The sequence below is a fragment of the Streptomyces sp. BE303 genome (assembly GCF_036290945.1).
GTDB lineage: Bacteria > Actinomycetota > Actinomycetes > Streptomycetales > Streptomycetaceae > Kitasatospora.
In genome coordinates, this window is the sequence record NZ_JAQYWZ010000758.1 from 1 (window position 1) to 324 (window position 324).

A 324-nucleotide genomic window follows, 5' to 3' on the forward strand; every position below is an offset into this window, starting at 1 on the left:
ATCGTGGAGCGTCTGGTGCCGGACGAGTTGTGGGAGTTGTTCCAGTTGGTGGTGCCGGCGGCGCCGACCCGCCCGCAGGGCGGTGGTCGGCGCCGCTACGGGGACCGCGAGGTGATGGCGGCGATCGTGTTCGTCGCGACGTCGGGGTGCACGTGGGCCCAGCTGCCGCCCTGTTTCGGTCCGACCGGGCCCACCGCGCACCGGCGCTTCACCGAGTGGAGCAGGGCCCGGGTGTGGGCCAAGCTCCACCGGGTCGTCCTGGACGAGCTCGGCGCACGGGGCGAGCTGGACTGGTCGAGGTGCGCGGTCGACTCGGTGAACATG

Annotated in this window: 1 protein-coding gene; it reads left to right on the top strand. The window is 72.5% G+C overall.

What is annotated here, in order from left to right:
• Positions 1–324 (top strand): transposase (locus PUR56_RS22740; protein ID WP_329950271.1); only part of this gene is annotated, 324 nt, incomplete at both ends.